Annotated in this window: 23 protein-coding genes and 1 CRISPR repeat array; of the genes, 7 read left to right on the forward strand and 16 right to left on the reverse strand. The window is 48.8% G+C overall.

What is annotated here, in order from left to right; genetic code table 11:
• The first annotated feature begins 41 nt into the window (after positions 1-41).
• The gene (locus tag PHQ97_06340; GenBank protein MDD4392353.1) at positions 42-1,205 is read left to right on the forward strand and encodes a class II aldolase/adducin family protein; all 1,164 of its coding nucleotides are present in this window, start codon (positions 42-44) and stop codon (positions 1,203-1,205) included.
• A 179-nt stretch (positions 1,206-1,384) separates the two neighbouring features.
• Here PHQ97_06340 and PHQ97_06345 read toward each other — a convergent pair whose 3' ends face one another.
• Positions 1,385-2,239, reverse strand: a complete 855-nt coding sequence (locus PHQ97_06345) for an NAD(+)/NADH kinase (GenBank protein ID MDD4392354.1) — start codon at positions 2,237-2,239, stop codon at positions 1,385-1,387.
• Between the two features lie 312 nt (positions 2,240-2,551).
• Here PHQ97_06345 and PHQ97_06350 point away from each other — a divergent pair, with 312 nt between their 5' ends.
• The 5 genes from PHQ97_06350 to PHQ97_06370 all read left to right on the forward strand — a co-directional run bounded on the left by PHQ97_06350 (position 2,552) and on the right by PHQ97_06370 (position 7,619).
• Positions 2,552-3,622 carry a branched-chain amino acid ABC transporter substrate-binding protein gene (locus PHQ97_06350; protein MDD4392355.1) on the forward strand — a complete coding sequence of 357 codons (1,071 nt, stop codon included), beginning with the start codon at positions 2,552-2,554 and terminating at the stop codon, positions 3,620-3,622.
• A 294-nt stretch (positions 3,623-3,916) separates the two neighbouring features.
• A complete protein-coding gene (locus PHQ97_06355) occupies positions 3,917-4,819 on the forward strand; it encodes a branched-chain amino acid ABC transporter permease LivH (GenBank protein MDD4392356.1) in 903 nt (300 codons plus the stop codon).
• A 56-nt stretch (positions 4,820-4,875) separates the two neighbouring features.
• Positions 4,876-6,105: a branched-chain amino acid ABC transporter permease gene (locus tag PHQ97_06360; protein ID MDD4392357.1), complete on the forward strand. Its 1,230-nt coding sequence runs from the start codon at positions 4,876-4,878 to the stop codon at positions 6,103-6,105.
• Positions 6,106-6,130: 25 nt separating this feature from the next.
• The gene (locus PHQ97_06365) at positions 6,131-6,919 is read left to right on the forward strand and encodes an ABC transporter ATP-binding protein (GenBank protein MDD4392358.1); all 789 of its coding nucleotides are present in this window, start codon (positions 6,131-6,133) and stop codon (positions 6,917-6,919) included.
• Positions 6,912-7,619 carry an ABC transporter ATP-binding protein gene (locus tag PHQ97_06370; protein ID MDD4392359.1) on the forward strand — a complete coding sequence of 236 codons (708 nt, stop codon included), beginning with the start codon at positions 6,912-6,914 and terminating at the stop codon, positions 7,617-7,619. Before PHQ97_06365 ends, PHQ97_06370 begins: the two co-directional genes overlap by 8 nt.
• A gap of 47 nt (positions 7,620-7,666) precedes the next feature.
• Here PHQ97_06370 and PHQ97_06375 read toward each other — a convergent pair whose 3' ends face one another.
• The 7 genes from PHQ97_06375 to PHQ97_06405 all read right to left on the reverse strand — a co-directional run bounded on the left by PHQ97_06375 (position 7,667) and on the right by PHQ97_06405 (position 14,562).
• Positions 7,667-8,992 (reverse strand): nicotinate phosphoribosyltransferase, encoded by a 1,326-nt coding sequence (locus PHQ97_06375; protein ID MDD4392360.1) that lies wholly within the window; start codon positions 8,990-8,992, stop codon positions 7,667-7,669.
• Complete coding sequence (locus PHQ97_06380) at positions 8,989-9,510, reverse strand: cysteine hydrolase (GenBank protein MDD4392361.1); 522 nt, start codon at positions 9,508-9,510, stop codon at positions 8,989-8,991. The genes PHQ97_06375 and PHQ97_06380 overlap by 4 nt, the downstream gene beginning before the upstream one ends.
• 338 nt (positions 9,511-9,848) lie before the next feature.
• Positions 9,849-10,571, reverse strand: coding sequence for an ABC transporter ATP-binding protein (locus PHQ97_06385; protein MDD4392362.1), 723 nt, complete (start codon positions 10,569-10,571; stop codon positions 9,849-9,851).
• Positions 10,572-10,579: 8 nt separating this feature from the next.
• On the reverse strand, positions 10,580-11,344 hold the full coding sequence (locus tag PHQ97_06390; protein ID MDD4392363.1) for an ABC transporter ATP-binding protein: 765 nt from the start codon (positions 11,342-11,344) through the stop codon (positions 10,580-10,582).
• Positions 11,341-12,303 carry a branched-chain amino acid ABC transporter permease gene (locus tag PHQ97_06395; protein ID MDD4392364.1) on the reverse strand — a complete coding sequence of 321 codons (963 nt, stop codon included), beginning with the start codon at positions 12,301-12,303 and terminating at the stop codon, positions 11,341-11,343. Before PHQ97_06395 ends, PHQ97_06390 begins: the two co-directional genes overlap by 4 nt.
• On the reverse strand, positions 12,300-13,205 hold the full coding sequence (locus tag PHQ97_06400) for a branched-chain amino acid ABC transporter permease (GenBank protein MDD4392365.1): 906 nt from the start codon (positions 13,203-13,205) through the stop codon (positions 12,300-12,302). The genes PHQ97_06395 and PHQ97_06400 overlap by 4 nt, the downstream gene beginning before the upstream one ends.
• A 238-nt stretch (positions 13,206-13,443) precedes the next feature.
• A complete protein-coding gene (locus tag PHQ97_06405) occupies positions 13,444-14,562 on the reverse strand; it encodes a branched-chain amino acid ABC transporter substrate-binding protein (GenBank protein MDD4392366.1) in 1,119 nt (372 codons plus the stop codon).
• 605 nt (positions 14,563-15,167) lie between these two features.
• Here PHQ97_06405 and PHQ97_06410 point away from each other — a divergent pair.
• On the forward strand, positions 15,168-16,850 hold the full coding sequence (locus PHQ97_06410; protein MDD4392367.1) for an electron transfer flavoprotein-ubiquinone oxidoreductase: 1,683 nt from the start codon (positions 15,168-15,170) through the stop codon (positions 16,848-16,850).
• Between the two features lie 351 nt (positions 16,851-17,201).
• On the opposite strand, the gene PHQ97_06415 is transcribed toward PHQ97_06410, so the two are convergent.
• From PHQ97_06415 to cas7e, 8 genes are all read right to left on the reverse strand, one after another.
• Positions 17,202-18,899, reverse strand: coding sequence for an AarF/ABC1/UbiB kinase family protein (locus tag PHQ97_06415; GenBank protein ID MDD4392368.1), 1,698 nt, complete (start codon positions 18,897-18,899; stop codon positions 17,202-17,204).
• A gap of 17 nt (positions 18,900-18,916) precedes the next feature.
• Complete coding sequence (locus tag PHQ97_06420) at positions 18,917-19,231, reverse strand: hypothetical protein (protein ID MDD4392369.1); 315 nt, start codon at positions 19,229-19,231, stop codon at positions 18,917-18,919.
• A gap of 837 nt (positions 19,232-20,068) precedes the next feature.
• Positions 20,069-20,219: direct repeats of the CRISPR family, unit length 28 nt; unit sequence GGTTCATCCCCACGTGTGTGGGGAACGG.
• Between the two features lie 73 nt (positions 20,220-20,292).
• Positions 20,293-20,613, reverse strand: coding sequence for a type I-E CRISPR-associated endoribonuclease Cas2e (gene cas2e, locus PHQ97_06425; protein ID MDD4392370.1), 321 nt, complete (start codon positions 20,611-20,613; stop codon positions 20,293-20,295).
• Complete coding sequence (gene cas1e, locus PHQ97_06430) at positions 20,594-21,517, reverse strand: type I-E CRISPR-associated endonuclease Cas1e (GenBank protein ID MDD4392371.1); 924 nt, start codon at positions 21,515-21,517, stop codon at positions 20,594-20,596. Before cas1e ends, cas2e begins: the two co-directional genes overlap by 20 nt.
• 47 nt (positions 21,518-21,564) lie before the next feature.
• A complete protein-coding gene (locus tag PHQ97_06435) occupies positions 21,565-22,359 on the reverse strand; it encodes a Bro-N domain-containing protein (GenBank protein MDD4392372.1) in 795 nt (264 codons plus the stop codon).
• A gap of 37 nt (positions 22,360-22,396) precedes the next feature.
• Entirely contained in the window at positions 22,397-23,002 is a 606-nt protein-coding gene (gene cas6e / locus PHQ97_06440) for a type I-E CRISPR-associated protein Cas6/Cse3/CasE (GenBank protein ID MDD4392373.1), read from the reverse strand.
• A complete protein-coding gene (cas5e, locus tag PHQ97_06445; GenBank protein ID MDD4392374.1) occupies positions 22,989-23,681 on the reverse strand; it encodes a type I-E CRISPR-associated protein Cas5/CasD in 693 nt (230 codons plus the stop codon). The genes cas6e and cas5e overlap by 14 nt, the downstream gene beginning before the upstream one ends.
• Before the next feature lie 3 nt (positions 23,682-23,684).
• Entirely contained in the window at positions 23,685-24,914 is a 1,230-nt protein-coding gene (gene cas7e, locus PHQ97_06450) for a type I-E CRISPR-associated protein Cas7/Cse4/CasC (protein ID MDD4392375.1), read from the reverse strand.
• Between the last annotated feature and the right edge of the window lie 17 nt (positions 24,915-24,931).

Genomic DNA, 24,931 nt, shown 5'->3' on the forward strand with positions numbered 1-24,931 from the left:
AGAACCTGTATACGTTGTATGACATGGAAAGATCCGGATAAATGGAAAGTGCTCTGCAGATATATGAAAATAAACTCTACGAAAGCGGGTTGGTCAGTCCCGGAGATGCCGTTCTGGGCAGTCTGGATGCCACGCTGGACTGGAATAAAAACGACGGCGTCTGTGAGCTGCTGGAAACGCTATTTTCCCGGCTGAGCATCAATTCGCTGATTTTTTCCCGGCCGGCGGAACCCTACCGGACCATCATTGATTATCTGGCAGAAAATTCGGGCGACTGGATTCTGCCCCAGGATTGCGAGAGCCGGACATTTTTGCATGACATTCCGGTGTTACATCAATTGAATCCGATTAAAATTGCAGAAAAGCTCATTCGGAGGAAAAGCGTGGTTTTGCCGGGTATCGGCGTGATCACCTGCGGTACCGTCAGCCTTGAGCAGGCATACGTTACGTTTTCATCGGTGTGCTTTGCATCGTTTGTCAAATTTTTTTCAGATTATCTGTCCCGGTGTCGGAAAGGCATGCCGGATGCGGGATATAAGGCTGTGGCTGCCCGGATTTCCGGATTGCTTGAGTCCCCTCCGGAGTTTAACGGGTCGTTGAGGAAGGGGCCCTTTGATGACGAGGATACGATCCGTGCCGCACTGGAAGAAGCCGGCAGTCTGACGGTGGAAAAACGTCTGGTGGATTCGTATTTCGGAAATATTTCCTATTGCGATGGCCGGATTCTTTATATCAGTCAGACCGGGGCGTCACTGGATCACCTGCGCGGATGTATAGATCCATGCCCGATAGACGGGTCATCCTGCGCGGCCATCACCGCCTCCAGTGAGCTGCCGGCCCATCTTCGAATTATCAGTGAGACCCGGTGCCGGGCGATACTTCACGGACATCCGAAGTTTTCGGTCATATTGTCAATGGACTGCAGCGATGATCGCTGTCCGGTCAGGGGCCAGTGTCATATCCGGTGTCCTCAACAGCGATACGTCTGCAACATTCCGGTCGTTCCGGGGGAGGTGGGCTCCGGCCCGTATGGTCTCTGCCATACCGTTCCTGAAGCCATCAAGGGGCATTTGGCGGTGATCGTTTACGGGCACGGGTTGTTTGCAATCGGCGATGAGGATTTTAACGAACCGTTCAATCAGCTGCTTTCTGTTGAAAATGCCTGTCGGACCGAGTATTTTCGCCGGATTCAATCATTTCAATAAGTGTATAGTATGGGAATTTCTATTTTTTGGATTAATTCTATCAGTAGGTTACAGCCCTGAGGGGGCAGCTTTGCGTCCTTGCGGATGTTATACGATAGAAGCTTCTCGCTTTTTATCTTTTGCCTCAAACGAAGTGCTCCTCAAGCGATAGCGCTCTTCAATCCGCCCGTAGGGCGCCCCTATACCCGGCTGCCGCTCCATCTCAGCTTAGCCTTTAAAACGTCAAAATAGTGACGATTCGGCATGGCCATCATATGGACCGGATGGGGGCTTTTTGTAATGATAATCGTGTCCCTTTCGTCAATTTCAAGGCCGGTCTGACCGTCAAAGGTCATCATGATATCAGATGATTTTTCGGACAGCCGGATTTCGATTTTGACCGAATCCGGAACAATTAAGGGCCGGTTGGTCAATGTGAACGGACAGATGGGGGTCATGATAATTCCGGGTACTGCAGGATGAATGACAGGGCCGCCCGCAGCCAGCGAGTATGCCGTGGATCCGGTTGGCGTGGCAACAATCAGACCGTCTGCCCGGTATGCGGTCAGGAAGTGATTGTTGATATAGGTTTTAATATAGGACAGTCGGGCAAGAGCCCCCTTGTTGATCACGATATCATTCAGAACGGTTTCCCGGGCAAAATCTTCTCCCTCCCGGAGGACATTGACCCGAAGCCGCATTCTGTGTTTGATAGTAAATTGGTTGTTTAAAATGGCCTGAGCGGACGAAAACAGGTCGTTGGCAGACGTTTCGGCTAGAAAGCCGACTTCGCCGAATTTGATCCCGTGGATGGGGATGTCCTGATCCCCGATCCAGTTAACCGCGCTTAAAAACGTCCCATCTCCTCCAAGCACAAATACACAGATTAAATCGGACGGTGCAGCTGAAAGGTGTCTGTTCGCCAGTTGGCGGCTGGGAGGTATGCTTTCTTCACGGACAACCTCATAGCCTTTATCGCGCAGCCACAGCTGAAAATCATCAGCCTTTTTACAGGCGTTTTTGTCAACCTTTACGTATAGTCCTATTTTCTTCAAGTTTTGACTCCGATGCAATTTGCATGAAACGCAGACGATGCAAACAGTATATAACTTGCTGAATGGATGGTTGCCTTGATCCATCTGCCTCTTATTACAAATATAATTTACGTACAGCAAGATGTTTTTATAATGAAAAAGCTTTTATCTTGACGCATTTAACACATATTATTATAGTATGAAACTTATAAAAGTTATTAGGTGTGCGTGAGTTACCAAATTTATAACATATAAGAGAGAGGAGTCAAGACGATGAAACCAAATTTGAAAAAATTGGTTTTGATTGGGGGCATGGTAGGGAGTTTTTTTCTGATGATATCAAGTCCAGGATTTGCGGCCGATACCATTAAAATCGGAGTGCCCGGTGCCCACAGTGGTGATCTGGCCTCTTATGGGCTTCCGTCAGTCAAGGCAGCTGAACTGGTGGTGAAGAAAGTCAACGCCAAAGGCGGGATTCTGGGCAAACAAATTGAACTTCTGGTTGAAGACGATGTGTGTAAACCCGAAGTTGCCACCAACACGGCAACCAAACTTTTGTCTCAGGGCGTTGATATCGTGATGGGGCACATCTGCAGCGGCGCTACCAAGGCAGCGCTGGGTATTTATAAGGATTCAAAAATTATCTGCATGTCACCGTCGGCCACTACTCCGGATCTGACTCAAAGCGGAGAATACCCGAATTTTTTCAGAACGATTGCTTCCGATGATGCTCAGGCAAAAATCCAGACGGACTTTGCTATCGATGTGCTGAAAGCAAAGAAGATTGCCGTTCTGCATGATAAGGGCGATTATGGAAAAGGTCTGGCCGAGTTCGCAAAAGGATTTATTGAAAAATCCGGTAAGGCCGAACTGGTGCTGTTTGAAGGTGTTACTCCCGGAGCAGTGGATTATTCGGCCGTTGTTCAGAAGCTCAGACGTTCCGGGGCCGATGCCGTTATTTTTGGCGGTTATCATCCGGAAGCATCGAAAATCGTTATGCAGATGCGAAAGAAAAAGATGAAAACCCCCTTTATTTCAGATGATGGCGTAAAGGATGACACGTTCATCAAGGTCGCCGGCAAATATGCAGAGGGCGTTTATGCCACAGGCCCCCAGGATGTTTCCAGCAATGCCATGGCCATAGCGGCGATTGAAGAACATCGAGCAGAATATAACTCGGATCCGGGGGCATTTTTTCTTAATGCCTATACGGCTACCCTGGCCCTGGTCAATGGCATTGAAAAAGCCGGCAGTACGGATTATGATGCCGTTATAAAGGCATTGAGAACCGAATATGTGGATACCCCGTTCGGGAAAATCCGGTTTGATGAAAAAGGTGATGCCATCGGAGTTGGCTTTGCCATCTATCAGGTACAAAATGGCACTTATGTCGAAATCAAGTAGCGCGTAAGACGATCCTGCGCTGACCAGGGGGGATGATCATAACTGTCCCCCCTGATATTGAAATGGATATCGAAATATTGATAACAACCGTTGCATCAGATCTAAGAGCCGGTGTGATGTTATGGGCTCGTTCAAAAATAACTTTACATTATAAGCGCCGATGCATCCTGCCCGGCTGCGTTGCGAAAGCCTTGAATGTGTCGGAGTGTGCGTTATCGTGTCTTGACAGACAGGTGCCTTGATACATAAGCGAATTTATTTTTGAGCGAACCCTAAGGAGCCGAGAGAGTTAAGATGGATTATTTTCTGGAGCTTTTCCTTGGAGGCCTTACCCGCGGGAGTATATATGCACTGATAGCCCTGGGCTATACCATGGTGTACGGAATCATCGAGCTGATTAATTTCGCTCATGGTGAAATCTATATGCTCGGTGCTTTTACGGCGCTTATCGCTGCCAGTATTTTCAATATGATGGGATTGAATTATGTGGTGGTTTTTCTGCTGGCAACGGCACTGGCCATTATTTATTCGGCTGCCTACGGGTATACGGTGGAAAAGATTGCGTATAAACCCCTTCGGCATGCCCCGCGACTGTCCCCTTTAATCAGTGCAATTGGAATGTCCATGTTCCTTCAGAATTATGTGCTTCTCGCACAGACATCCGATTTTCTTCCCTTTCCCAGTCTGATTCCCGATTTCGAGTTCTGGGAACCCTATTCACACATCATTGGCACGCCCGAGTTGTTAATTCTGGTCATAACGGCCGCCGTCATGATTTTTCTGACGGTTCTTATCAAATTTACCAAAATGGGCAAAGCCATGCGGGCTACGGCTCAGGATCGAAATATGGCCATGCTGGTAGGGATCAATGTCAACCGGGTGATTTCCACCACCTTTGTAATCGGCTCAGCCCTTGCGGCAGTCGGTGGGGTCCTGATTGCCTCCCATATCGGAATGATCAATTTTTATATCGGTTTTATCGCCGGAATCAAAGCCTTTACTGCGGCGGTGCTGGGCGGCATCGGGAGTATCCCGGGTGCTGTTCTCGGCGGCCTGGTACTGGGTTGTACGGAGAGCTTCGCCACGGGATATGTGTCCAGCGATTATGAAGATGTATTTGCATTTCTGCTGCTGGTATTGATCCTTATCTTCCGGCCTGCCGGGATTCTTGGACGTTCCACGATCCAGAAGGTTTAAGCAGGGGAAAACGGCATTTGTTCTTTAATTCTCATACAGTATGTTGGAAATGAAAATTGATAAAGATTGAAGACGTTAAAAAATCATTGCTGGTCTCTGTCTGGTTTATATTTCTGACCTTTCCGATTATGGTCATCCGGGTGAACCCCATTGAAAAGATCATCCAGTGGCGATGGGATAATTTGATCATGGTGGGTGTCGGCAGTTTTATCCTTTCCTTTGTCTGGCGTTATTTGCTTGAGCGTAAGGAATTGGGTACGAATAAAGACACAGACAGTTCTGAAATATCGGTTTCATGGTCACAGAAACTGTTTGAAGACCGGAGATTATATATTCCGACGCTTGCAGGGCTTGCCGTGTTTGTCGTGTTGTTTCCGTTTGTATTTTCCGTATACCAGATCAGTATTATGACGACGGCATTGATATATGTCGTGCTTGGGCTTGGATTGAATATCGTTGTCGGGCTTGCAGGACTTCTGGATCTGGGATATGTGGCATTTTATGCGGTTGGCGCGTATGCCTATGCACTGTTGAATTATCATTTCGGATTGGGATTCTGGGCGGTCCTGCCGGTTGGCGCTGCGCTGGGTGCCCTGTTCGGCATTTTGCTGGGGTTTCCCGTGCTGCGGCTTCGGGGGGATTATCTGGCGATTGTTACACTGGGGTTTGGAGAAATCATCCGGCTGATTCTCGAAAACTGGAATGAATTTTCATTCGGACCGAGCGGCATTGCCAATATTCCGAGACCCGGCTTCTTCGGCCTGGAGCTGTCTCTGGAAACCGCAAATATTTACATGTACTTTTTGATGATCGCGTTGGCGTTGTTTACGATCGCGGTGGTTAACCGGTTGCAGAATTCCAGGATCGGACGTGCCTGGATTGCGCTTCGTGAGGATGAAATTGCATGTCAGGCCATGGGGATCGACAAAACCAGAACAAAATTGACGGCATTTGCATTGGGTGCGACATGGGCCGGTATGATGGGCGTTATTTTTGCCGCAAAAACAACTTTTATCAACCCGGCCAGTTTTACTTTTCTTGAATCCGCCATGATCCTGTCCATTGTGGTCCTGGGCGGTATGGGGTCCATCACCGGGGTGATCCTGGGCGCGTTGCTTCTCATTCTTCTGCCTGAATATCTTCGAGCCTTTTCTGATTACCGGATGATTCTTTTCGGTGCTGCCATGGTGGTGATGATGGTATTTCGTCCTCAGGGCATCATCAGCAATGTCCGTCGGAGGTATCAATTTAAAGGGTCATCTCAATCCGGAGATGCTCAGCCGTAGACAGGAGCTTACGATAATAGACGATATGAAGCCGATACTGGAAGTTAAAAAACTGACAATGGACTTTGGCGGGCTGCGGGCGCTGGATCATCTGGATCTGGATATCAACAAGGGTGAAATTATAGCACTGATCGGGCCGAACGGCGCAGGGAAAACAACCTTTTTCAATTGTATCACCGGAATGTATATACCCACCAGGGGAGATATTCTCATCTCTCCGCCCGGTAAACAAACCCAGCGCATTAACGGACTTAAACCGAATAAAATTACAGAAAAGGGGATGGCCCGCACGTTTCAGAATATCCGGTTGTTTCCGACCATGACGGTTTTGGAAAATGTTATGGTCGGGCGGCATTGCCGCGCACGGGCGGGTATTATCGGCGCGATATTCAAGGGGCCCTCCACCCGGCTTGAAGAACAGAACATAGTCGATATCAGTTATCACATGATCGAGAGGGTGGGGCTGTCTTCATTTGTAAATGAACAGGCTAAAAATCTTCCTTACGGCGCCCAAAGACGCCTCGAAATCGCCAGAGCTATGGCGACAGATCCGTTTTTGATACTGCTGGATGAACCGGCAGCCGGAATGAATCCGCTGGAAACACGGGAACTGGTTGAGTTGATTACCAGCATTCGTGAAACTGAAGGCTTTACGATTCTTTTGATCGAGCATGATATGAAACTGGTCATGAGTTTGTCCGACCGGATTTTCGTGATGGATTACGGGAGGAAAATCGCGCAGGGCACGCCCGAAGAGATCAGGAATAATCCGCAAGTGATCAAGGCTTACCTCGGGGACGAGATTTATGCTTAAACTTAGTAATATCAATACGTTCTATGGAAATATACACGCGTTAAAAAATGTTACCCTTGAAATTGGCGAAGGCGAGATTATTACGCTGATCGGTGCCAACGGTGCCGGGAAAACGACAACGCTGATGTCCATATCGGGGCTGGTTCCTGCCAGATCCGGAGAGATTATTTTCGAAGGGCAGGGTATCCACAAAATTGCTCCGGAACAGATTGTGGCCCGCGGGCTTTGCCATGTTCCTGAAGGGCGGCATATTTTTCCTTTTCTTACGGTGATGGAAAATCTGGACATGGGGGCGTTTTTGAGAAAAGACAAGGAAAATATAAAAAAGGATTTAAACTATATTTTTGATCTGTTTCCAATTCTTGCGGAGCGGAAAAATCAGCCGGGCGGTACGTTGAGCGGCGGAGAGCAGCAGATGCTGGCCATATCCCGGGCATTGATGACAAAGCCCAAACTGCTTCTGCTCGATGAACCCTCACTGGGGCTTGCCCCGTTGATTGTGCTTCAGATATTTGAAATAATAAAAAAAATTAATATTGAGAACAATACGACCATATTCCTGGTAGAGCAAAATGCCAACATGGCGCTGAAAGTTGCCAACCGGGGATATGTCATGGAAAACGGCCGCATCACGCTGGCGGATACCGCTGAAAATCTCGTGACGGATGAAGATGTGAAAAAAGCCTATCTGGGGCTGTAAGGGCCTTGGTCCTGCATTAGCCCCAGATCCACATCGGATGATCCGTATCAGACGATATCCTGAAGCCGTTTCAGTCGCGTGCTGAGGTGTACCGGGTATACTTTCTTGCAGGTTTTGAATCGATCGTCAAGTTTTGAGAAATTCTGCTTGAATCGTCCCCGAATGGTTTGAAGCGGCGGAATCGGCGCCACTATTTTGCCGTTTTCCATAATGGTTTCGAGCAATGGCTCGGTCCCCTCTATTATGTCATCCCGAAGACCGATAGTATCTTCAGCGTAAAAACCGTTTGGATCATATTTTCTGAAAAGTTGTTTCTCTCCGGCCAGTGTAATTTTCTCTGAACTGAGCTTTCTTACATTGCGGTCTTTGTATCGAACCATTTTATATACGATGTCCAGATAGGGCGCATCGGCGGAAACACCCATTTTGGTCCCGACGCCAAAGGCATCTATTCTGGCGCCTCTGGCCAGAACATCTGTTATCTTGAATTCATCAAACCCGCTGCTGACAAAAATTTTTACATTCGGTAAACCTTCCTCATCAAGAATGGCTCGAACCTGCTGGCTTAATTCGGTCATATCTCCGCTGTCAAGGCGCACCCCGATGAGGTGATGGCCATGCTGCTGCATGTGTTTTGCAACTCTGGCCGCATTTCTTGCACCTTCAAGCGTATCATAGGTGTCAATCAGGAATACGGACGCATCGGGGAATGTTTTATAGAATGCCTGAAACGCATCAATTTCACTTTCAAAAGCCGTGACAAAAGAGTGTGCCATGGTACCGGAGAGGGGAATATCGTAGAGCTTTCCGGCCAGAACATTGCTCGTGGAATTAAAGCCGGCCAGGTACGTGCTTCGGGCTACTTTGTTGCCGGCATCCTGCCCCTGGGTTCTGCGGAGGGAAAAATCAAGCAGCGGTCGTCCCTTTGCCGCATGAATACATCTGGCCGCTTTGGTGGCAATCATAGTCTGGAACCCGATCGTATTGAGAATAAAGGTCTCCAGAAGTTGGGCTTCGATGATCGGCGCGCTGATTTCCAGTATGGGTTCGTTGGGGAAAAAAATAGTGCCCTCAGCCATGGCGCGCAACTGGCCGGTAAAGCGCAGATCGGTCAGATAGGACAGAAAATCAGCTGAAAAAAGGTCGGTTTCTTTCAGGTAGGCAATTTCACAGTCGTTAAAATGAAAATTATTCAGTTCATCGACAACCTGTTCGAGGCCGGCGGCTACAAAATAGCTTCTGAGCATGGGTTGATTCCGGATAAACACGGAAAATGTCGCAGAATCAAAGACATGGTGATCAAAATAACTGGCGGCCATGGTCAGTTCATAAAAATCGGTAAACAAAGGCCCTATCGTGTGTGTTCGTGTCATTGGATTGTAGCTCCGTAAGTCTGTTTCATTCGTTTCAAAGCAAATTCATGAAAATTAGGATCAAAGTCGGCCACCCCATCTGCCGGTACGATGACAAAATAATCTCGATTGGCCAAACCACCGACCGTATCCATTATACATATGGATGTGCATACACCCACCACCTCTACTTCGTTTATATCGGATGATTTGAGCACCTGATCCAGATCGGTTCCATAAAATCCGCTGTAGCGCTTTTTGGGAATGACTTTTTCCCCTGAGACAGGGGCCAGTTCCCTGATAATCTGATTTCCCCAGGTGCCCTTGACGCAGTGCGGCGGAAATTTTTCAAATTCCTTATCGTCCGGGTCATGGGTATCCTGCAGAAAAATAATCAGATCCGCCTGCTGCCTGTGAGTGTTGAGCCGCTGCTGAATAAATGGAATAATTTTTCTTGAGGATTCACCGCAGTAGAGGCTTCCGTTTTCATTCATAAAATCATTCAGCATATCAACAATGACAAGCGCTCTTTTCGGCATAAAGTCTCCTTATACATGTGAGGCAAAAAAAGGGGGGCAGAACTGACAAAAATACTGTATTACGGAATTGAAAATGGAGTCATCCGGCGGTTGAAAACCGGAAAGCCATTCTGGCGATGGGAGATGAGTACCTGATCCAATGTGCGGTTTGACGAAACTCCTTATGAATACTGTTATATCAGCAGGTTAAAAACAAATCAACGGGATGAAAACTTCAAGCAGGCTGATGGCCTGAAACGACCATTTCCTGAAATGACCATTTATGGATGGACGCTATCCATGATTCTAAAAGAACAGATTAAGTCAGCAGCAGCTGTCCCGGCAGGTGGATACTGCCTTTACGAGTCCTTTCGGCCCCTGCCCAGGTAGGCGTTCTGAACATCCGGATTTGCCAGAAGCCGGTCGGCCGAATCCTTAAGAATAATATTGCCCACTTCCATCACATAGCCTCTGTGAGCCAGTTTCAAAGCGGCCCGGGCATTTTGTTCCACCAGAACAATGGTAACACCCGAGCTGTTAATTTCTCTGATGGTATTAAAAATGGTTTTAACCAGCAACGGAGCCAGTCCCAAACTGGGTTCATCCAGGAGCAGAATTCTGGGATGCGCCATCAGTGCGCGACCGATCGCAAGCATTTGCTGCTCCCCCCCGCTTAAGGTTCCGGCAAGCTGGTCAAATCGCTCTTCCAGAACAGGGAAAAGTGCATAAATCCATTTCAGGGTTTTATTGGCTTTTGCCGTGTCGCGAGAGAGAAATCCGCCCAGAATGAGATTTTCTTTAACGGTCAATGTGCCGAATATACGGCGGCCTTCAGGCGCCTGAGCAATGCCGCCGGCTACGATTTTGTGGGCGGGCAATGGATTTAATGAGGCGCCGTCAAAAAAAATAGTCCCTTCACTCGGTTTTACCAACCCGCTGATGGCCATCAGGGTGGTGGATTTTCCGGCGCCGTTGGCGCCAAGGATAGTGACGATTTCCCCCTCGTCTACTTCCAGGTCGACCCCGTGAAGTGCCTCCACATTGCCGTATTTAACGTGCAGATTTTCTATTTTCAGGAGCATGTCGGTATTTATTCCTCATCTGAACCCAAATATGCCTCAATCACTTTCGGATCGGTCTTGACAGTTTCCGGGGTGCCTTCGGCAATTTTTGATCCGTATTCCAATACAACAATGTGTTCACAGGCCTGCATGACGAGGTTCATGTCGTGCTCGATCAGCAGGACCGTAACCCCCCGGTCCCGAATCTGCCGGATCAGCGATATCAGTTGGGAGGTCTCATGATTGTTCATTCCGCCGGCCGGTTCATCCAGTATCACCAGCCGCGGTTCTGTCGCCATGGCCCGTGCAATTTCCAGCAGCCTTTGTTTGCCGTAGGAAAGATTTTTGGCAAGCTGCTGAACCTGGTCTTTGAGTCCGACAAAAGCAATTTCCTCAAGTGCACCCGCCAGCGCCTGCTTTTCTTCCCTTTTCTGTGAAGGCAGTTGCAGCATCGCGGCAATGGGGCCCGATTTCATTCGGCAGTGGTATCCGGCCAGAACATTTTCCAGTGATGAGAGATTCTGAAAGAGGCGTATCGTTTGAAATGTCCGTGCAATGCCCAGGGAAACGATTCGGTTGGGCTGCAGATTGGTAATCGGGTTGCCGTTGAATATGATTTGTCCCTTATCCGGTCTGTAATTTCCGGTAATCAGGTTAAAGACAGTAGTTTTCCCGGCTCCGTTGGGGCCGATCAACCCGACGATAGAATTTTCCATGACATCAAAGGATACATTGCTGACAGCCATCAGGCCGCCAAACGATTTTGTGACATGGCTCAGTTGCAACAGGCTCATATACGGTCTCCTGTTTCAGAAACATCATCGAGGCAATAGCGACGGGGCCGCTGGGGCAGGATTCCTTCGGTTCGGAAAATCATCATAAACACCATGACCGCACCGAAAATCAGCATCCTGGCGCTGGCAAATTCTCTGAAAATTTCAGGGAGTCCGATTACTATAAACGATCCCAGAATGACGCCCGGGATGCTTCCGGAGCCTCCTAAAATGACAATCATGAAGAGTACGACCGATTCCCAGAAACTGAAAGATTCCGGCGCGATGATGGTCATTTTCGAGGCATAAATATTACCGGCCATTCCGGCCCAGAATGCGCCGATCACAAAGGCGGTGAGTTTATAGCGGGATATGTTGATTCCGCTGCCTTCAGCGGCGACTTCGTCTTCACGGATAAAGTTGAGGGCCCGGCCGAAGCGTGAATGTTCCAGGCGGTAAAACAAAAAGACAGTAATGGCGGCGAAGATCCATATCAGATAAAAAAACTCATTCGGGCGGCGTATCCGGAAGCCGAAAATTTCTGGACGGCTGATGCCGAAAATGCCGTTTGAACCACCGGTAATACCGAAAATGTTGTTTACTAAAGCAATCCGGACAATTTCAACAAAGCCGATTGTAACAATGAGCAGGTAGTCTCCGCGAAGGTGAATAATCGGCCGGGCGACGATCAGCGCAAATATGCCGGCAGTGATACCACTCAGTGGCAGCAGCCACAATATGGGAATGTGATACACGGTATTGAGGATGGCCGTGGTATAGGCGCCTACCGCGTAAAAAGCGGCGTGGCCCATGTGAAAAAGGCCGGCATGTCCCAGAATCAGATTCAGACTCAGCGCCAGAATGGCGTACAGGCCCACATTGTTGAGCACATCCATCCAGTAGGCGTTCAGATAAAGAGGGGATAATATAAAACCGGCTGAAATGATCCCGTAAATGATGCTGCGTTTGGTGATTTTCATATTTTTTCCGCTACCCGTTCCCCCAGAATTCCTGTGGGGCGCACAATCAGAATCAGAATCAGTACCACAAAGGCGATGGCATCTTTCCAGGCGATGGAAATATAAGCGGCCCCCATTGCTTCAATCACTCCGAGCAGCAACCCGCCGACCATGGCGCCGGGGATATTGCCGATCCCGCCGAGTATGGCGGCAATAAAGGCTTTCATTCCATACATCCAGCCCATGGTAAAGTTGATCTGGCCATAGTAAAGCCCGACCATTACACCCGCGACCCCGCCCAGGGCGGGGCCGATGAGGAACACAATGAGAATGACCCGGTTTACATCGATGCCCATCAATTTGGCGGCTCCCTGATCGATGGCGGCTGCACGGATGGCCATGCCGATCCGGGTTTTGTGGATGTAGACATATAAGACCACCATCATGATGATCGAAGACAGAAGAATGATGATGCGGATCAACGGGATATCCAGACCGAACAGGTTCACGGCCATTTTCGGGAGGATATTGTGCGGATATACTCTGAAACGGGCGCCGTAGATAAGCATGATGGCATTTTGAAAAAATATCGAGGCGCCGAGCGCGGATACAACTGCCGACAGTCGGTGTGAGGTCCTCAATGGCCGGTAGGCGACCCGTTCAAGAATTGCGCCCACCAATGCCACCAGTCCCATGACCATGGCAGCCAGAAGAATGCAGCCCCAGAGCGGCCCCAGATGGTCGGTCAGGCCCATGGCCGTCAGCAGGGTTAATCCCAGGTAGGCGCCGATGGTAAATAAATCCCCGTGAGCAAAATTGATTAATTTTAATACGCCGTAGACCATCGTGTATCCGAGAGCAATCAGGGCGTAAATGCCCCCTACGGCAAGACCATTTGTGAGTTGTTGGAAAAAAAGTTCCATTAGGCGTAACTTTTAAGTTTCCGTCGGCCGAAGGCTGTCTGTCGGCCGGCATGAATTTGTATTTGATGTAATCGGCAAAAGTATCAATATGTTTCAGACAGGTCAAGTCATTCCCTGCATCAATGGTGATGGGGATGCCCTTGAAATATCTCAAAGGCGCTGTGCCGGATCGACATAACCGGGCAGCGCCTTTGTCTGGTATAAACCCTGGCTCAATCTAAAAGGCAGAAGGACCGAATCAGGGTTGCAGAATAAAGTTTCCGGTGCCGTCAATTTTATACACGCGATAAACATCACCGACCCGGTCACCTTTTTCGTTGAAGGAAATTTTTCCGGTCAGACCCGGCAGGTCTTTGAGCTCCTTGTGAAGATATGCGGCAAGTTTGGATGCATCGGTCGATCCGGTTGCCCTTATGGCGCCGGCGATTGCCTTGAATCCGTCACCGGCCAGTACCGCCCAGATGGAGCCGGGCTCTTTGTCATAGCGTTTTTTGAAATTTGTCATAAAGGATTTGGCTTCCGGTGTCGGTAAATCCTGAGGCACCGGCGGGCTCAGAAAATAATATCCTTCAGCGGCATCCGTGCCGGCAATTTTGACCAGATCCGGATTGTTGGTGGCATCGCCGCCAATGAATGTTACATTCCAGCCCATTTCCTTTTTCTGGCGCAGCAGCATCCCCACTTCACTGTAGTAACCGGTAAAGTAGACGCAGTCCGGATCAGCTGCCTTCATTTTGGTCAGAATCGCCGTGTAATCGTTTTCCTTGGGGGTCAGGGCATCGTAAAATACGATATTGGCCCCTGCTTTTTTTAAATGTGCCAGGGTTTCATCCGCAAGGCCCTTGGCATAGCTTGAATTGTCGTGAAGAATGGCAATACGTTTGAAATTCATGCTTTGGATGGTGTTGAATCCCACATATCCCTGCTCATCATCCCTGGGGCATGTCCTGAAAAAATAGTTCAATCCTTTTTCCGTAAGCCGGACGCTGGTGGAGCCATTGGCGATCTGGATGATCTCAGATTCATTATAAATGCCCTGAGTCGCTTCGGTAACGGCTGAACCGTAAGTTCCGATCACCGCTATAATTCCCTGAGTGGAAAGTCTCTGGGCGGCAAGAGAGGCGTTTCTGGCATCACCACCGTCATCCGCCGTGATAATCTCCAGCTTTTTCCCGATAAGTCCTCCGGCATCGTTGACTTCATCTGCCAGAAGGGTGACGATATCCTTCATGTCCTGGCCTTCACTGGCCCATGGGCCGGTCAACGGACACATCAATCCGATTTTGATGGTGCCGGCAGCCAGAGCGGTTCCGGCAATCAGACATAAAATTAACGATAGAAACAAGGTTTTTTTCATGTAAACCTCCAAAAATGAATGGTTAAAAGCTTATTAATATCAATGGATAAATTTAAAAGTTAGAACCTTAAAGGTATTAACAAAGAATTACTTATGTGTCAACTTTCAGTTCAGCACAAAGGCCTGTGCGATTTATTTTTGCCGAGGCCCCGGGTCCGGGACAGGGGGTTTTTCCCCATGCTGAAATAATCAAAACCGGCTTCGGAAGTGATGCCGGGCGGTTGCTCGAGGGTGCGGGCGTTGAATGGTTGATATAAAAAATATTTTAGCATAAATTCTCATTTTCGGGTTCAAAACTTCCATCGATGCGCATCTTTTGGTATCCGGATTTCAGAATTCATGACATGATAATTATAACACATTGATATAACAGTTCTATTTCCAATACATCAATCGTATCACAGGCAGGGGCTTTTAAAAAATACGTGGAAATCAGGTTTTCTGGAATTTAGGATGTCTATGTGGTTGAATTTTGTGCGTATTTACAAAGTTCTGGTATCATGATAATGGTTTTTTCCGATGACGATGCTGCCGGGTAAGGGAAACGGCGGACGTCGGACTGACACTGAATATCCGGACGTATCAAATCCAGCGGGAGAATAAACATGACATCACAACATGAACGAATTGATTTTGATGTGGTTTTTATCGGGGGAGGACCTGCCAGCCTTGCGGGGGCGATCCGTCTGATGCAACAGGCCCGGCAGAAGCATATCGATCTGCAAGTGGCGCTGATTGAAAAGGGCGCGGAAATCGGATCGCATGCGATCAGCGGCGCGGTTTTGAATCCGGTCGCCCTGAAGGAGCTGATACCGGATTTTCTCGAAAAAGGCTGTCCGGTTGAGGCTGTCGTCCGAGACGATGAATTTTATTTTCTGGCGCGTCAAAAGGCGTACAAGCTACCGCTTGTACCCCGATATATGCATAATAACGGGTTTTTTATCGTCAGCCTGTCGAAATTTACCCGGTGGCTTGCCGGTATTGCGGAGGATCTCGGGGTGAATATCTTTCCGGGTTTTGCCGGTCAGAAGGTTCTGTATGCGGATGACGGGAAAACAATTGCCGGCGTTCGGACCGGTGATAAGGGGCTTGGAAAGGACGGTCAGCCCAGGGCCAATTTTGAACCCGGCATCGATTTGATGTCAAAGGTTACGGTTTTCGGTGAGGGGGCAAAAGGCAGCCTGATGGGAGATGTCTGCAGCAAGTTGAACCTCTCGGAAGGAAAAATGCCCCAGGTGTATGAAACCGGCATCAAGGAAGTCATTGCGCTTGCCGCAGATAATTATTTTACCGCCCGCCCGGCCAATGTGATTCATATGATGGGATATCCTCTCGGGTTAAATACGCCGGGCGGCGGGTTTATCTATGAAATGAAGGATAACAAGGTCGCTCTCGGGTTTCTGGTCGGCCTGTCCTATGATGATCCGGCGCTGGATGTATATGATCAGTTTATCGCGTTCAAACGGCATCCCTTTGTCGCGGACATTATCAAAAACGGCAGGGTCATTGAACAGGGCGCTCGAACCGTGTCCACCGGCGGCTATTACACAATTCCCGGGCTGGCGGCCGGCGGCGGGGTTTTTATCGGCGGTTGTGCGGCAATGCACAATACCCCCGGCCTTAAGGGCATTCATGTCTCCATGAAATCCGGAATGCTGGCGGCCGATGCCATTCTCAACGCCGTTGAAAAGAATGATTTTTCTCAGGACAGCCTGTGGGCATACCAGGATCTGTTTGAAACCAGCTGGGCAAAGGAAGAAATATACGAAGGCAGAAATTTTGCTCAGGCACTGGCGAAAAAAGCACCCGCCAAATTGATTCACCTGGGGCTTCAGTACCTGACCCGGGGACGGGGGTTTCAGGACCCGATGCCCCTTGAAGAAGACTTTAAAACACTCAGGCCCTTTAAAACCGGAGAAGCCGGAAAAACTCCTCTTGCAGGAGGCAAATCCGGGGCGGCCGTTGACGGGGTTCTGTATCCGGATAAACTGGGCGGCGTGTACCTGTCCCGGACCATGCATCGGGAAGACCAGCCCTGTCATCTGGTTGTACATGATGCGGATTTGTGTGTGACCCGGTGTTATGAAACCTACCGGAGTCCCTGCACGCGATTTTGTCCCGGCAGCGTGTATGAAATAGAGATCGATGAAGCAACTTCAAAGCGGCGGCTGAAACTGAATCCGTCCAACTGTCTGCACTGCAAGACCTGCGAAATAAAAGATCCGTTCAGAAATATCACGTGGACCTGCCCGGAGGGGGGCGAAGGGCCGGGCTATTCGGTCGTTTGACTTGGCGACCTTGCGCACTCGTAGCTTGATAGTAGAGGAATTTTCATTTTTTGATTGAGGCTTTGATCATAACTTCAGTCACGTTGTCGCGTGCTCCGTCGCGCCCATTGCCGGCTTCTCCAACACGATCCGGGGGATGCCGGAACTATGGCCGAAGTTATGATCGAGCCCTTTGAATTATTTAATCAATAGGTTACATGCTGAGTGGTGCTGCGCTTGAGTGGGAAGATTTTTGTTTCTTTGAAGATGTCATAAGTTAAAAGACTTTCGTTTCTTGTCTTTTGCCTCAAACGAAGTGCTCCTCAAGCGATAGCGCTCCTCAGTCCGCCCGCAAGGGCGCTATTTTTAATCCTATAGCCTGCCTTTTTTCAGTATGGCGATCAGCAGCCATATGCCCATGATGCCGGCGGCTACAAAAACAATGATTCCGATCATGGAGATTCCGAACATCATGGGGGGGATTTCAGAAATGATGATGAGCGCCGAGCCGATGATCAATGCCGCGATTACGATGGAAAACGATATCCGGTTGCTGATCCGGTCATAGGTTCCCATCATGGTGTCAAGGCCCTGGTTTTCAAATTTTACGCAAAGATCTTTGCTGCGTATCAGACGGCCTATTTCCAGCATGTCTTTAGGAAACTGCTGCGTGAATTGCAGCAGGTCCGATGATATGGACACGATGTCCTCGGCGAGTCGCTGCGGGTGAAGTTTTGCGAGTTTGATCTGTTTCAGGAAAGGGGCCGCCTGGGAGATTATGTCAAATTCCGGGTCCAGCATGGTTCCCACCCCTTCCATAGCACTGAAGGATTTGATCATGAGGAAAATATCGGCCGGAATTCTGAGCCGGTGACGGGACACCAGCTCGAACATCTGCTGAATCAGTTTGCCGATCCGGATGTCCTTCAAGGGCTTGAAAAGATGAGTGCCCATAATGTCGGCAACCCCTTTTTCCAGATCCCGGATATCCGGCTCTTCGACCCACGTGGTCAGCTTCAGGAGAATCTGGGTGGCCTTGACCTCGTCCCGGTGAACAATGCTGTCGATCAGATCGACAAACAGCTCACGTGTTTTTCGATCGATATATCCCATCATGCCAAAATCCAGCAGACAGATCACATTGTCGGGCAGGACAAAAATATTTCCGGGATGGGGATCGGCATGAAAAAATCCATGGTCAAAGACCTGCTTTAAAAACAGATGGGCGCCGCGGGCGGTAATAATCTTCCGGTCCAGACCTTTTTGCGTCAGCTCGTGGACCTCGGAGACCTTGATTCCGGACACATATTCCATCGTCAGGACCCGGGGGGCGGTGGTATCCTTGAAAACCTTGGGGACGTAAATTGTCACATCATCTAAAAAATTACCGGCAAAACGCTCCATATTGGCCGCTTCGTTGGTGTAATCGATTTCTTTTTCAAGGGTTCTGGCAAATTCTTCAACGATTTTCACCGGCCGGTAAAGGTCCATCCCCTCGATGTGACGCTCCATCAGGGTCGCCAGGTGAAGCATGATTTCCAGATCGACCTCGATCAGTTTTCGGATACCGGGCCGCTGAACTTTTACGGCCACCGGTTCTCCGTCCTTGAGACGTGCCCGGTGGACCTGTCCGATGGATGCCGATGCGATGGCCTTTTCATCGAAAGCATCGAAGATCTGATCGATGGGTAACTTTAACTCGGATTCGATAATGGATTTGATATAGCTGAAATCGATCGAAGGGACTTGATCCTGAAGTTTGGAAAATTCGGTGATGTATTCGCCGGGTACCAGATCGGTTCGGGTGGAAACGGCCTGCCCCAGTTTGATATAGGTGGGGCCCAATTCTTCAAAAGCCATGCGGAGCCGTTGCGCCCGGCTGAGTCTTTCCACTTTTTCGCGGCTGCGGGTCGACAGCATCCGCAGACCTGTTTCCAGATACTGGTCGATCTTAAGCAGTTCCAGCAGATCGCCGAACCCGTATTTGATAAATACGGTCAGGATCTGCCGGTAACGGTTCAGGTGACGGTAGGTCCGTCCGATAACGCCGATTTTTCGAATGTTCACCATCGGAGAGCTGCTGACATTTATTCGGGTTTTTTGTTATTCTTATGGATGGCTTTTTTAAGTTCGCTGATTTCGGTTTTTAATTCGTTCAGCTCATCCATCGTTACGATATCGGCTTTTTTCAAAAAATCTTTCACCGTGGTTTCTACGCGTCCTTCAAACTTGCTGGTGGCCTCATCATATTTTTTCATCAGGTCATTCAAAAATTCCCTGCCATCTTTTTCGGACAGCTTGCCTTTTTGAATCAGGTCCTTTGCAAGTTCCTCCACCTCGTCCTTTGTTTTAAGCACCATACCAATGCCGGTGAGCAAGCTTTTTTTGATAAGATCAAACATGGATGACCTCCTTATGGATAGATGATCAGAAAAAGTGATTATAGACCCGGATGGATTCAGACAAAGGCGCTGAAATGTCCGGAGTGGGTTTAACGGGTTGTAATAAACCTAGCATATGAGTCATATGATTGCAAGGAAATAGAGGGTCTCAGATCGCTACGTGAATATGCCGGTGCCCGAAGGAAAATTCATCACAGATGACACAGCGGATGGGGATGGATTGATTTGCGCGGGGGCTTTGTCTGCCTTCGGAGACGGCCATGACGGAAGCGGATCTGGAACGGGTGGTTACGGTGATCCTAAAATGCCAAAGATTGATAGCCGCAAAAGGTCACAAGAATCGCAAAGAGAGGTAGCTTTTTTGTGTATTTTGTGACTCTTGGCGGCCGGAAAAAACAGGGAAAAGAACAGGTCTCACGCAAAGCCAATTAAAACTTGACTGGAATAAACTAGACGCAAAAAAAGAATTTTTACCGCCCGCTTCGCTTGAGGCGCAGGGAGCGCAGAGGGGAGGGGGATTTTATATTTCGTGAGGTTCAAAAAAGGAAAATTTACTACAGCGTACAGAGGATGGGAAGGCCAACGGATAAAACGCTATTCGTTACGCCAGACACTATGGAGTTACACGAAATTGATGGCAACAGAAACCCCGATCAGGGGTTGAGTCGTATAGCCGGTGGTTTTTAACCACCGGTTGAATGAATCACACGGCCATGAGTCCTGAAAGGACGACGTTAAGAAATACGTTACAATCATGGGAAGCGAGTTAAACCATCGGGTGCACGCTGCGGTAAAATAGCATAATTTATATAGCCCCATTTTCCCCGGGATTTCCAGCGGTTCATCCCCACGTGTGTGGGGAACGGGCAGCAAAAGATGGAACAATCCTACACGGCGGAGGTTCATCCCCACGTGTGTGGGGAACGGCATGACAGCGTTGGCGTTATCCAGGGCCCGATCGGTTCATCCCCACGTGTGTGGGGAACGGACTTCTTCTAACTCAATGAAATATCATTCAATTTTCAAAGAGCAAAAATCTACCGGAATTTTCAAACAAAATTTCAGCCATCTTCAGAAGATCCATTCAGTGTTTCGGCAGTATTTTTTTCAGGCAAAAACGAAACAAGTTTGATTCCATCCATCTCAACAGGCAACCGCCGGTTCGGACCCAGCGTCAGGAAATCAAATCCCGATTCCGTATTCGTATTCCAGGCCATGATTGCGTTGCCGTCGGCAACGCCTTCCTGCACGTTATGCCAGATCATCTCCCGTGTTCTCAGTGAAACTTTTCCGACATAGACCCCGGCTCTGACTTCGAGAAGCCAGAGGGCAAGACGTCCGCGCAGCCTCGGGGGCGCGTTTTCAACCACGATGACCAGCATCGCCAATCTGCTCCTTGTTGGGTATTGCGATATCCACCGCTTCCTTGTGAGAAACCGGCGGGGTTATTTCTCCCGCGGCAAGCACCTGTTCAATTGTCGGGATGATTCGCTTCAAAAGGCGAGTCTGTCGGAAAATATCCCGGCAGGCAAGCCGGACATCCCTTTCCGGATTTCCGGGTTTGCGACCGGCAATTCTGAATGCCACGGGGACAACTGTATCAAATTTGAAAATATCCGCAATGTCATAGACAAAAGACTGCGGTTTTCCGGTATGGATAAAACCGACTGCCGGCGCATATCCTGCGGCAAGAATGGCCGCCTCACAGATTCCGTAGAGGCAGGCGGTGGCCGAGCTCAGACAGCGGTTGGCCATATCGCCGCTGCCCCAGTTGCCGGCATCATAATTGCGACGGGTCCATGTTACCCGATGCTGCTTTGCCAGCAGTTCATACATCTTCCGAACGCGCGCGCCCTCGATGCCCTGCAACTGCAGAACGCTTCTTTTTTCCGGCGGTTTTTCCCCGAAGCGGATTTCATACATCTTGCGGACCACCTTGAGCCGGGCCGCATCGTCCAGAGCGAGCTTTGCCTGATAAAGAAGCCTGTCAGCGCGCGCCCCGCCCGGCTGGCCCGATGCATAGAGCCGAACCCCGGCTTCGCCGATCCAGACCAGAAGACACCCGACTCTTGAGGCAAGCGTGACAGCGGCATGGGAAACCCTTGACCCCGGTTCCAGCATCAGGCAGGCAACCCCGCCAACCGGGATATGGGTGCGCACACCGGTTTTGTCCACCACCACAAATGCGCCGTCAATCACGTCGAGATTTCCCTTTTCTACAAAAATAGCTGAGACTCTGTCCTTGATGGGTATGGGTTTTAATGGCGGAAGAATGGGTTCAGTCATAACCAGCCCTCCAGATCTGCATCTTGATCACTTTGTGCGCCAACACGTTATTTTTTTCCTTTCAGCCGCTTTCGGCTTTCCGGCTCAGCGAGGTAATTTTCGGGAGTGACCACCTTTTCGCCCGTTTCCACCCCCAGCTTTTCCCTCGCCTCACCGGCAATTCTGCCCCCCTTGCGGGCTGCCGTTTTATTTTCGATGAACCCTTGCGCATCCTGTTTGCGGGCGATCTCGGTGGTGGCGGCCTCGCCCAGCATGGAAAAAATCAGCTCCGGATCGGTCATGTGATCCCGCAGATTTTCCCGTTCAAGTCCTTTTAATTCCTTATACTCGGACGGCGTCACACCGAAAGCGGCCTTGGAAATTTCCGCAGTCAGAATGGCGTATTCCGGCTCACCCTTTACATCGCGCTTTTTCCACTCATCGGTCAACTCGGCCCGAACGGAGATGCCTCGCATCCATTTTTCTATCCAGACATCCGAATATCCTTTGGCTCTGTATATGGCTTTCGTCCTTTTTGTTGCCAATTCAGGATCTTCAATCTCCTGAACCCGTTCATAACCGACCTTTGCCAGCCACCGTTTGAACGGCTCGGCCCTGGGCGAAGGGATGGACTGAATGATGCGGAAGATGCCTTCGGTGTTGGCGCAATTTGTCTTGCGCCTTTTCCCGTCCGGCGCAAGCAATTCAAGTGGGGTACAGATTGTACCCCAGTAGGAATCAAGCTCGGTATCGCGCCGCCGCATTTTTTTGATGTATTGGCGGATATCAGCGCTGTCCGTAAGTGCTTCGACAACATCGGCAACGGCAAACCACCATTCATTATTGTGAAGGGTTCTCCGGATTTCCCTGTTTTTGAGAACGACCAGTTTGGTTTTTATGTCAAACCCTCGCTACCGAAAGTAACCCACAGCCAAAGGCTTTAGCTGGCCCTATGCCTTTTCTTATCAAATCGGCCATGGCGTTCGTGTCGTCAACTTTAAAAACACCACGAAAAATAACAGGTTGGATTTTCCCTGCCCGATTCTCTCTAAACTTTCTAAACCGAAGCGGGAATGATGGATGAATATTTACAAACTCCAGAGACGCAGCATCCCCCAACTTACGACTGATCCATGCCCGTTGTTCTTCATCGTGTATGAGCGGAACTCGGCACTTTTTTGTCTGCCCCTTGCTGTTTTTTCGTTCCATTTCATCATTAATTGTCTTTACAGGATTTGCTACTATCAGAAATCGTAAGCGTTGTTCACTTTGTAATGAGAGGTGATATTCTTTGCTGGCAATGATTTGAGCCGCCTTAATCGATGAAACAGGCACCCTGCTCGATTGCATCAGCACTTCGGCGTGATCTTTATCCGAACGTTCAACACGGAAGAGAAAATCGCGAATCGCCATAGAATCCTCAGGAAAAAGATTCCAGATAACGCGATGGATCTCATAGGGCTTATGGCATGCCGTTCCTCTGATCAGTATCTTAGTCAGATACATATTCACCTCCATATATGTACAGATTCCGACCAGCGAATTGACGAGGCTGCTGTACAAGCGGCACATCGCGAACTCTTTTCATCCGAACATTTTTACTATCTATTTTCTCTTCACTGTATATTGTCCCGCCGGAAGGAGGTATTCCTTTCAACGCATCAACAGAATTCATGGCTTGAAGCCTTTCCAGAAAAAGCGGCCGTGCAAGCGGACAACACCTGCGTCCTAAATAGGGTGTGAAAACAGGTCGTTTTACCGAAGCTTCAAGTTGGTCAAGCGATATCCGGGCATGATTGTGATTCCAAAGCGAAACAGTGAATTCACCATCGTAAAGATATTCTCGCCAAGTCTGAATGGTTTTATGAGGCTGTTTTTTCCCTTCATAATCAGCCCGTGCATCCAGAACCGTGTGATAATCCGTTGTTTTAACGATTCTAAGAGTCTTGAAACTACCATTTTTTCCCGTCAAACAACGAGTATCCACCCGCACAGCCATGCCCACGCTGTCAGCGAGTTCCTGAAGTTGTTTCTGATCGTTACGCTTTATGCCAAGACATGATCCTATAAGGCCTAAAATTCCGCTCCTTGATGGAAGATTAGCTGATGGTCTCAGTCCTTCAAAAGTGTGCTCGCCCCAGCATTGCATTGGCGCCTGCAATTTGAGAATCAGAAATTTACGCATGGCTTAACCCTCACCGTTATTGCGAACCCATTTTTTCAGATCATCCAATTTTGTGAAATACTTCATGCTATCCGGTAATGGCACATCTCCAACAATAAATTCACCGCAACGCTCTTCAAGACTGTAGCCCGAGTGAATTTTTTGCCAATATTCATGGAGGGCGTTAATCGAAGGTTTAAGATATCCGCCCGGTTGATCAGGCTTGACCGGCTCTTCAAAAGCATTTGCCAAAGATACCGGGATATCGGAAAAGGAGACCATAGATAGATCCGCAAGATTATGAGCGGCAAAACTCTGCTGTTTGGCTGAAGGCACAATTGTTGCCATCAAATGGAGAAGATGCGCCGCTATGTCAAGTGCCTTTTCACGCGGGGCATTCCCAAGATTCTCCTGTAGCTGGCCAAGGTTGAGACTGGCATACCGGTAAAAGACTCCGCTTGAAAATTCCTGAGTATCCAGATGACCGGAACCTAACTCCTGTAAGTCATCAACCGCAGTAAACCAGTCAATATCCGCATCAACTGTGTGAGTGGTGATGGAATGAGCCATGGACATAGCCCCATCAACAGTTGTCATTAAACCGGAGGTTGCCATTCGACCGGATAGAGCCACATCTTTGGCAGATCCTATGGCAATAATTAACGCCGATAGGTTTTCCTTTAATTTTGTATCAATTTTTTTGGAAAAAAATTTTTCACGAAAATGCTCAAGAGGTTTTTTGTTTCCGTTCTTCGGTTTTTTCTGCTTCTCAAAATTTACGAGGGCCTTTTCTTCCTCTTCTTCAGTTAATCCCTCATCCCGTATTTCTTTCACAATTCGGCAGATTATTTTAAATTCATCTTTCACCCACGGCGCGACAGCAATTTTCTTTTTGGGGTTTTCTTCCGTCCCAGCTTCTTCTACTTGATCTTCATCATTATCATCTACAACATCTTTGGTCGTGACAAACCGAGTTACCGCTTCCTGAATAGTCTGCTCATCAAATTCGCACAGCAAATCTTCTACAAACTTATTTTGTAATAACAATAGATTACGAGATCTAATACTCGTCTCGCCAAGATGGGTTTTATAATATGGACTTTTCCGTATGCTCCGCTTCAGGCTTTGGCTGGAAATACGAACTCGCCGCTTGCCGCCAAAAACAGCGGACTTCTGCATATTCATGTCATCGCGGTTAAGACATGACGGGCTATGGGAGATCAATACATGAAAATTGATGAAATTTTTATCCATAATGATTCCTCGCTTTT

Source organism: Desulfobacterales bacterium, from assembly GCA_028704555.1.
Taxonomy (GTDB): domain Bacteria; phylum Desulfobacterota; class Desulfobacteria; order Desulfobacterales; family JAQWFD01; genus JAQWFD01.

Bases quoted from the DNA above. Each gene is read 5' to 3' on its own strand.
- cas6e (MDD4392373.1), bottom strand. From the start codon at position 23,002: ATGTATCTGACTAAGATACTGATCAGAGGAACGGCATGCCATAAGCCC.
- PHQ97_06400 (MDD4392365.1), bottom strand. From the start codon at position 13,205: ATGGAACTTTTTTTCCAACAACTCACAAATGGTCTTGCCGTAGGGGGC.
- PHQ97_06370 (MDD4392359.1), top strand. From the start codon at position 6,912: ATGCTTAAACTTAGTAATATCAATACGTTCTATGGAAATATACACGCG.
- PHQ97_06410 (MDD4392367.1), top strand. From the start codon at position 15,168: ATGACATCACAACATGAACGAATTGATTTTGATGTGGTTTTTATCGGG.
- PHQ97_06350 (MDD4392355.1), top strand. From the start codon at position 2,552: ATGATATCAAGTCCAGGATTTGCGGCCGATACCATTAAAATCGGAGTG.
- PHQ97_06340 (MDD4392353.1), top strand. From the start codon at position 42: ATGGAAAGTGCTCTGCAGATATATGAAAATAAACTCTACGAAAGCGGG.
- PHQ97_06390 (MDD4392363.1), bottom strand. From the start codon at position 11,344: ATGAGCCTGTTGCAACTGAGCCATGTCACAAAATCGTTTGGCGGCCTG.
- PHQ97_06380 (MDD4392361.1), bottom strand. From the start codon at position 9,510: ATGCCGAAAAGAGCGCTTGTCATTGTTGATATGCTGAATGATTTTATG.
- PHQ97_06405 (MDD4392366.1), bottom strand. From the start codon at position 14,562: ATGAAAAAAACCTTGTTTCTATCGTTAATTTTATGTCTGATTGCCGGA.
- cas7e (MDD4392375.1), bottom strand. From the start codon at position 24,914: ATGGATAAAAATTTCATCAATTTTCATGTATTGATCTCCCATAGCCCG.
- cas2e (MDD4392370.1), bottom strand. From the start codon at position 20,613: ATGCTGGTCATCGTGGTTGAAAACGCGCCCCCGAGGCTGCGCGGACGT.
- PHQ97_06355 (MDD4392356.1), top strand. From the start codon at position 3,917: ATGGATTATTTTCTGGAGCTTTTCCTTGGAGGCCTTACCCGCGGGAGT.
- PHQ97_06375 (MDD4392360.1), bottom strand. From the start codon at position 8,992: ATGACACGAACACACACGATAGGGCCTTTGTTTACCGATTTTTATGAA.
- cas5e (MDD4392374.1), bottom strand. From the start codon at position 23,681: ATGCGTAAATTTCTGATTCTCAAATTGCAGGCGCCAATGCAATGCTGG.
- PHQ97_06415 (MDD4392368.1), bottom strand. From the start codon at position 18,899: ATGGTGAACATTCGAAAAATCGGCGTTATCGGACGGACCTACCGTCAC.
- PHQ97_06385 (MDD4392362.1), bottom strand. From the start codon at position 10,571: ATGCTCCTGAAAATAGAAAATCTGCACGTTAAATACGGCAATGTGGAG.
- cas1e (MDD4392371.1), bottom strand. From the start codon at position 21,517: ATGACTGAACCCATTCTTCCGCCATTAAAACCCATACCCATCAAGGAC.
- PHQ97_06420 (MDD4392369.1), bottom strand. From the start codon at position 19,231: ATGTTTGATCTTATCAAAAAAAGCTTGCTCACCGGCATTGGTATGGTG.
- PHQ97_06395 (MDD4392364.1), bottom strand. From the start codon at position 12,303: ATGAAAATCACCAAACGCAGCATCATTTACGGGATCATTTCAGCCGGT.
- PHQ97_06365 (MDD4392358.1), top strand. From the start codon at position 6,131: ATGAAGCCGATACTGGAAGTTAAAAAACTGACAATGGACTTTGGCGGG.